Origin of the sequence: Streptomyces sp. NPDC057307 (genome assembly GCF_042667665.1) — a bacterium.
In the GTDB taxonomy this organism is placed as follows: domain Bacteria; phylum Actinomycetota; class Actinomycetes; order Streptomycetales; family Streptomycetaceae; genus Streptomyces.
Genome location: NZ_JBHUZM010000229.1, coordinates 1 through 7,365, shown reverse-complemented (window position 1 = coordinate 7,365; position 7,365 = coordinate 1). Strand labels below are relative to the sequence as shown.

The 7,365-nt window shown below is 70.3% G+C and carries 7 protein-coding genes; 5 read left to right on the top strand and 2 right to left on the bottom strand.

The window, feature by feature from the left end; translation table 11 throughout:
- Positions 1–44 precede the first annotated feature (44 nt).
- Positions 45–971: an SCO1860 family LAETG-anchored protein gene (locus ACFUN8_RS36370; protein ID WP_383647446.1), complete on the bottom strand. Its 927-nt coding sequence runs from the start codon at positions 969–971 to the stop codon at positions 45–47.
- A gap of 377 nt (positions 972–1,348) precedes the next feature.
- Positions 1,349–2,440: an amidohydrolase family protein gene (locus ACFUN8_RS36365; RefSeq protein ID WP_383647448.1), complete on the bottom strand. Its 1,092-nt coding sequence runs from the start codon at positions 2,438–2,440 to the stop codon at positions 1,349–1,351.
- A gap of 160 nt (positions 2,441–2,600) precedes the next feature.
- On the opposite strand from ACFUN8_RS36365, the gene ACFUN8_RS36360 reads away from it, so the two are divergent.
- The 5 genes from ACFUN8_RS36360 to thpD all read left to right on the top strand — a co-directional run bounded on the left by ACFUN8_RS36360 (position 2,601) and on the right by thpD (position 7,340).
- The gene (locus ACFUN8_RS36360; RefSeq protein ID WP_383647443.1) at positions 2,601–3,713 is read left to right on the top strand and encodes a pyridoxal-phosphate-dependent aminotransferase family protein; all 1,113 of its coding nucleotides are present in this window, start codon (positions 2,601–2,603) and stop codon (positions 3,711–3,713) included.
- Positions 3,714–4,036: 323 nt separating this feature from the next.
- Entirely contained in the window at positions 4,037–4,606 is a 570-nt protein-coding gene (gene ectA / locus ACFUN8_RS36355; RefSeq protein ID WP_383647441.1) for a diaminobutyrate acetyltransferase, read from the top strand.
- A 60-nt stretch (positions 4,607–4,666) separates the two neighbouring features.
- Positions 4,667–5,935, top strand: a complete 1,269-nt coding sequence (gene ectB / locus ACFUN8_RS36350) for a diaminobutyrate--2-oxoglutarate transaminase (RefSeq protein ID WP_383647438.1) — start codon at positions 4,667–4,669, stop codon at positions 5,933–5,935.
- Between the two features lie 100 nt (positions 5,936–6,035).
- A complete protein-coding gene (locus ACFUN8_RS36345) occupies positions 6,036–6,434 on the top strand; it encodes an ectoine synthase (protein ID WP_382562747.1) in 399 nt (132 codons plus the stop codon).
- 6 nt (positions 6,435–6,440) lie between these two features.
- A complete protein-coding gene (gene thpD / locus ACFUN8_RS36340; RefSeq protein ID WP_383647436.1) occupies positions 6,441–7,340 on the top strand; it encodes an ectoine hydroxylase in 900 nt (299 codons plus the stop codon).
- Positions 7,341–7,365 lie beyond the last annotated feature (25 nt).

The window sequence follows — 7,365 nt, the reverse complement described above, 5'->3', positions numbered from 1 at the left end:
CAAGCGCCTTGCCGGGCGCTTGAGGGCGGGCCGACCCCGTTCCGTCAGCTCCTGCCGCGCGCCCGCACCAGCACCAGCGCGCCGCCGCCCACCGCGAGCAGCAGTACGGCGCCGCCCGCCAGGTACGGCGTCGTGGAACTGCCGCCCGTCTCCGCGAGGTTCTCGGTGGTCGGCTCCTCGGCGGTCTGCGGCTCGACGCCCTCCTTCTCCGGTTCCGGCTGCTCGGGCTTCACCGGTGCGGCGGGCGCCTCGCAGGTCGCCTCGGCGAGCGTGAGAGTGCCCTGGACGTCGGCGACGTTCAGCTTGAGCGGGTTCACCGCGACCTTCAGTTCGAGCGCGGTCGCGGCGGCCGTGCGGGAGGTGGTCCGGGTCTTCGACAGGTCGAGCGTCACCTCGCCGACGCCCGGCACCTCGACGCGGGTCGGCCCGGCCGCGGAGAGCGTGACCTTCTTGCCCAGGACGGTGACGGTGCCCAGCAGATTCGATTCAGCAACGGGCTTCGCGCCGACCTCGCAGACCGCCTTCGAGGTGACTTCCTGGACCTCGATGAGCGAGAGCAACGGCAGCCCCGGCACATGCACCTTGGCGTGGGCGATGTTGGCGTAGCCCTCGGCCCTGTGCTCGTCGACCGTGGCCCGTGCGGTGGCGACGTCGGCGCGCAGCACGGTGAAGGGCCTGCCCTGGTCGACCCCGTCGAGTTCGACGGTCAGCGCGGTCCTGTCGGCGTCGGCCGGGGCCCGCACCTCGTTGAGCGCGGCCCGCAGCGGCACGTCGACCGACTTGTTGAGCAGGGACACGTCGAGCCCCGTCCGCAGAACGACCGCGCCCGCCTTGCCTTTCCCGGAGGTCGCTCCGGTTCCTCCGGTGGCCTGCGCCGAGGCGGCGAGCACGACGGGTCCCGCGACCAGCGCCGCGGCGGCGGCCAGTGCGGCGGAACGGCGTGCGGGCATGCGGAAGACATTGCTGTTCAAGATGGTGGAACCCCCACAGAGTTACGACGTCGCCGACCGGCCTCCACGGGGACACGTGGCGGCTGCGGCGACCGAGACACCGGAATCCTCACCCACTGAGAGTGAACCGGCGGACACCTGGGGTGAGTTCACTCCAAAGTGGGGTTTCCGTGCCCACGTTCGAATCGGCGGGTACGGGCGTTCCTTCGGACCACCCGCACGGGGGGCGTAGGGTCGCGCACCGGCCTGTTCCGGCAGGCGCACGACCAACCTCAGACCGAACCAACCTCAGACCGAACCAACCCCAGGCCGAACCAACCCCAGGCCGAACCAACCTCGGCCCGACCGACCCGAGCCCGACCGACCTCGGCCCGACACCGACCTCGGCCCGACCGTCCTCAGCCCACGACCCGCCCGTTCAGCACGATCCGCCGCGGCTCCGCCAGCACCCGCACATCCACCCTCGGGTCCTCGTCGAACACCACCAGATCGGCCGGAGCGCCCTCCTCAAGGCCCGGACGGCCCAGCCAGGCCCTGGCGGCCCACGCGGTCGCCGACAGCGCCTCCAGCGGCGGAATACCGGCTTTCACCAACTCCGCGACCTCGTCGGCCACCAGACCGTGCGCCAGGGAGCCGCCCGCGTCCGTTCCGACGAAGACCGGGATCCCCGCGTCGTACGCGTCGCGCACCGTGTCGTAACGGCGCTCGTGCAGTCGCCGCATATGGGCCGACCAGCGTGGGAACTTGGACTCGCCGCCGGCGGCGAGGGCCGGGAAGGTGGCGATGTTGACCAGTGTCGGGACAATCGCGACGCCGCGCTCGGCGAAGAGCGGGATCAGGTCGGCGGTGAGCCCCGTCGCGTGCTCGACGCAGTCGATCCCGGCCTCGACCAGATCGCGCAGCGCGACCTCGGCGAAGCAGTGCGCCGTCACCCGGGCGCCGAGCCGGTGCGCCTCGGTGATCGCCGCCTCGACCTCGCCGCGCGGCCAGCACGCGGTCAGATCCCCCGCCTCGCGGTCGATCCAGTCGCCGACGAGCTTGACCCAGCCGTCACCGCGCCGGGCCTCCTGGGCGACGAAGGCGACGAGGTCGCCCGGTTCGATCTCGTGGGCGAAGTTACGGATGTAGCGGCGGGTCCGCGCGATGTGCCGGCCGGCCCTGATGATCTTCGGCAGATCGTCGCGGCCGTCGATCCAGCGGGTGTCGGACGGCGACCCCGCGTCGCGCAGCAGCAGCGTGCCGGCCTCCCGGTCCGTGAGCGCCTGCTTCTCGCTGGTCGCCTCGTCCACCGGGCCGTGGGTGTCCAGACCGACATGGCAGTGGGCGTCGACCAGGCCGGGCACGGCCCAGCCGACCACGGTGCGGACGTCACGCGCGCCGGCCGGTCGCTCGTAGGTCGTCCGCCCGTCCACGACCCACAGCTCGTCCCTGACGTCGTCGGGGCCGACGAGCACCCGCCCCTTCACATGCAGCACCGCGCGATCACTCATCGGACTCATGGGCCGAACTTTACGAGGCGCTGAGTACCCTCGACGAGGGAGTGTCCGAACACCGTTCGAGCGGCAGGAACACCCCCGTACCCGCCCGGTACGACACAGCACCGCCCGGCCCCGGCCGACCCGGACCGACCGACCCGAAGAGAGCACCGCCGTGACCCACCCGCTGCTGGACCTCGCCCCCCTCACCCCCGCCCACTTCGCGGCCGTCGAGCGACGGGTCGCGGCCCTGCTCGACACCGAGCAGGACGTGGTGATCACGCAGGGCGAGGCGCTGCTTCCTCTGGAGGGCTGCGTCCGCGGCGGCGCCCGCGCCGGTTCGACCGCGCTGAACGTCGTCACCGGACCGTACGGCCAGACCTTCGGGAACTGGCTGCGCGACTGCGGCGCGACGGTCGTGGACCTGGAGGTGCCCTTCCACGCCGCGGCCACCGCCGAGCAGGTCGAGCGAGCCCTGGCGGAGCACCCGGAGATCGACTTCGTCTCCCTGGTCCACGCGGAGGCGGCCACCGGCAACACCAACCCCGTGGCCGAGATCGGCGCGGCCGTCCGCGCCCACGGGGCCCTGTTCATGCTGGACGCCGTCGCGTCCGTGGCGGCCGAGCCGCTGCTGCCCGACGCCTGGGGCGTCGACCTGTGCGTGATCGGCGCGCAGAAGGCCATGGGCGGGCCCGCCGGGGTCTCCGCCGTGTCGGTGAGCGCCCGCGCGTGGGAGCGGCTGGCCGCGAACCCGGGGGCGCCGCGCCGCTCGTACCTCTCGCTCCTCGACTGGAAGGAGCGCTGGATCGACACCGGCCGCAAGGCTCTGCCGCACGCCCCCGCCCAGCTGGAGATGCTGGCCCTGGACGCCTGCCTGGAACGTATCGAGGCGGAGGGGCTCACCACCCGGATGGCGGCACACGCGTCGGCCGCCGCGGCCACCCGCGCGGGGGCGCTCGCGCTCGGCGGTGGTCTTGAGCCGTACGTGTACTCCGCGCGGGACGCCGCGCCGGTGGCTACCACGCTGCGCACCCCCGCGGGAACGGACGCCGCCGGGCTGGTCGCCCAGGCCCTGGCCGCCGATCCGTCGCTGCCCCTCGTCGCCGGGGGCGGGGCGCTGGCGAAGGAGATGATCCGGGTCAACCACTACGGCTCCGACGCCACCCCCGCCGCGGTGCGGTCCTCGATCGCGGCACTGGGCGCGGTGCTCGCCGGGGCGGGCGCCGAGGTGAATGTCGCGGCGGCCGAGAAGGCAGTATCCGACAACTTCCCCGACAACGCATCCTGAATACAAAGCAGGCGTTAATTCGAGAATACGGGAAGGCATTCTTCTCCGCACAGCTTCCCGTATTCGTCTGCCCGCTTTTTCTGATCCTAAACACTAAGGTTTCAACAACGGCGACAGCGTAATTCCGGCGGGGGTCGAGAGCGTTACGCATATGTGACCGAGCACACAAGCGCGCCCGTCTTGCCCCAAATCTACCGGTCAAACCGTCACAGAACACCTCCGTGTCGCGCGGCGCACGCGCTCGCGTGATAACACAGATCCGGTCCGCGCCCAACCCCTGCCGACGATGCGATTTCTGAATTAGCTCGGTAAATTCAATAGACATGACTGCCGCCCAAGCAGACCTTGCAGGTGTCCGAAGCGAATTCACGCGATCCATCAGGATCGACGCCCCACGAGTGGAGGACGGAGCCGCGATCTGGCGCATCGCCCGCGACTCCGAGGTACTGGACCTGAACTCCTCGTACAGCTATCTGCTGTGGTGTCGTGACTTCGCCGCGACCTCCGTCGTGGCCCGCGACACCGCCTCGGGCGCCGACGGGACCCCCGGGACCGACGGGGCTCCGATCGGCTTCGTCACGGGTTACATCAGGCCCGAGCGCCCCGAGGCCCTGGTCGTCTGGCAGGTGGCCGTCGACCGTGCCCACCGGGGCAAGGGCCTGGCCGGGACGCTGCTCGACGCACTCACCCGGCGGGTCACCGAGGAGCAGGGGATCACCTCTGTCGAGACGACCGTCACGCCCGACAACACCGCGTCGGACCGTATGTTCCACGCCTACTCCGAGCGTCATGGCGCGACCCTGGAGCGCGAGGTGCTCTTCGACGGGGATCTCTTCCCCGACGGCGGGCACCAGCCCGAGGTGCTGTACCGGATCGGCCCGCTCACGACCTGAGCGGCGCCGCCCCCCTCCCGACCCTCACTCCTCTTCTCCCACACCCTTCAGGAGACCGCTGTGACCATCACCCCGCCCGCCCTGAGTGTCTTCGAGACCCTTGAATCCGAGGTACGCAGCTACTGCCGCGGCTGGCCCGCCGTGTTCGACCGCGCGCAGGGGAGCCGCCTCACCGACGAGGACGGCCACAGCTACCTCGACTTCTTCGCGGGCGCCGGTTCACTCAACTACGGGCACAACAACCCCGTACTGAAACGCGCCCTGATCGACTACATCGAGCGCGACGGCATCACCCACGGCCTGGACATGGCGACCACCGCGAAACGGGCGTTCCTGGAGTCGTTCCAGAACGTGGTGCTGCGCCCGCGCGACCTGCCGTACAAGGTGATGTTCCCCGGCCCCACGGGCACCAACGCCGTCGAGTCGGCCCTCAAGCTGGCCCGCAAGGTGAAGAACCGCGAGGCGATCGTCTCCTTCACCAACGCCTTCCACGGCATGTCGCTGGGCTCGCTCGCCGTCACCGGCAACGCCTTCAAGCGCGCCGGGGCCGGCATCCCGCTGGTCCACGGCACCCCGATGCCGTTCGACAACTACTTCGACGGCCAGGTGCCGGACTTCCTGTGGTTCGAGCGGCTGCTCGGCGACCAGGGCTCCGGGCTCAACAAGCCCGCGGCCGTGATCGTCGAGACGGTGCAGGGCGAGGGCGGCATCAACGTCGCCCGCGCCGAGTGGCTGCGCGCGCTCGCCGCGCTGTGCGAGCGCCAGGACATGCTGCTGATCGTCGACGACATCCAGATGGGCTGCGGGCGTACCGGCGGGTTCTTCTCCTTCGAGGAGGCCGGCATCACCCCCGACATCGTCACGCTGTCGAAGTCCATCAGCGGCTACGGCCTGCCGATGGCGCTGACGCTCTTCAAGCCGGAGCTGGACATCTGGGAGCCCGGCGAGCACAACGGCACGTTCCGCGGCAACAACCCGGCCTTCGTGACGGCCGCCGCCGCGCTGAACACGTACTGGGCCGACGGACAGATGGAGAAGCAGACGCTGGCGCGCGGCGAGCAGGTCGAGCGCGCGCTGCTGGCCATCGTCGACGAGTGCGAGCCGGACAGTGTCAGCTTCCGCGGCCGCGGCCTGGTCTGGGGCATGGAGTTCCAGGACAAGCCGCGCGCGACCGCGATCTGCCGGCGCGCCTTCGAGCTGGGGCTCCTGCTGGAGACCTCCGGCCCGGAGAGCGAGGTGGTGAAGCTGCTTCCCGCGCTGACCGTCACGCCCGAGGAACTGGACGAGGGCCTGCGCACCCTGGCCCGCGCCGTACGCGAGACCGCCTGATCCCACAGGTCTCCCTGGGGGCCGGGTCTGACCCGGCCCCCAGGGGGCACCCGTATCAGGTACGACCACAGCACCGCAGCACAGAAGGGTCCTAGTCACCGTGATCGTCCGATCGTTCAGGGACATCGAGAACACCGACCGCCATGTGAAATCCGCGTCGGGCACCTGGGAGAGCAAGCGCATCGTGCTCGCCAAGGAGCGGGTCGGCTTCTCCTTGCACGAGACCGTGCTCTACGCGGGCACCGAGACGTCGATGTGGTACGCGAACCACATCGAGGCCGTGCTGTGCGTGGAGGGCGAGGCCGAACTCACCAACGACGACACCGGCGAGACCCACTGGATCTCCCCCGGCACGATGTATCTGCTCAACGGCCACGAGAAGCACACGCTCCGGCCGAAAACCGACTTCCGATGTGTCTGTGTCTTCAACCCGCCGGTGACAGGGCGGGAGGACCATGACGAGAACGGCGTTTACCCGCTGTTGACCGAGGAGGGCTGAATCACGATGACCACCACCGCCCCTGCACGCACCGACCTGTACCCGACCCGTGGCGTGGGTGAGGTGACCACCCCGCGCCAGGACCCCGTCGTCTGGTCGCCGCCCGGCACCCCCGGCCCGGTCGACGCGGCCGATCTCGCGGGTCTGGAGCGCGACGGGTTCCTCACCGTCGACCAGCTGATCCGCCCCGACGAGGTGGCGCTCTACCGCGCCGAGCTCGACCGGCTGATCACCGACCCGGCGGTCCGGGACGACGAGCGCTCGATCATCGAGTCCAAGTCCCAGGACGTGCGGTCCGTGTTCGAGGTCCACAAGCTCAGCGAGATCTTCGCCGGTCTGGTGCGCGACGAGCGTGTGGTGGGGCGGGCCCGGCAGATCCTCGGCTCGGACGTGTACGTCCACCAGTCCCGTATCAACGTGAAGCCGGGCTTCGGCGCCTCGGGCTTCTACTGGCACTCGGACTTCGAGACCTGGCACGCCGAGGACGGCCTGCCGAACATGCGGACCGTCTCCGTGTCGATCGCGCTGACCGAGAACTACGACACCAACGGCGGCCTGATGATCATGCCCGGGTCGCACAAGACCTTCCTGGGCTGCGCGGGCGAGACGCCGAAGGACAACTACAAGCAGTCGCTGAAGATGCAGGACGCCGGGACGCCCTCGGACGAGGCGCTCACCGGCTTCGCCGAGCAGCACGGCATCAAGCTCTTCACGGGCAAGGCCGGCGCGGCGACGTGGTTCGACTGCAACTGCATGCACGGCTCGGGTGACAACATCACCCCGTTCCCGCGCAGCAACGTCTTCATCGTCTTCAACAGCGTGGAGAACACGGCGGTCGAGCCGTTCGCGGCGCCCGCCCCGCGGCCGTCGTTCATCGGCTCCAGGGACTTCACGCCGGTCCGCTGAGGACGCGTACGCGCGGGGCCCGGTC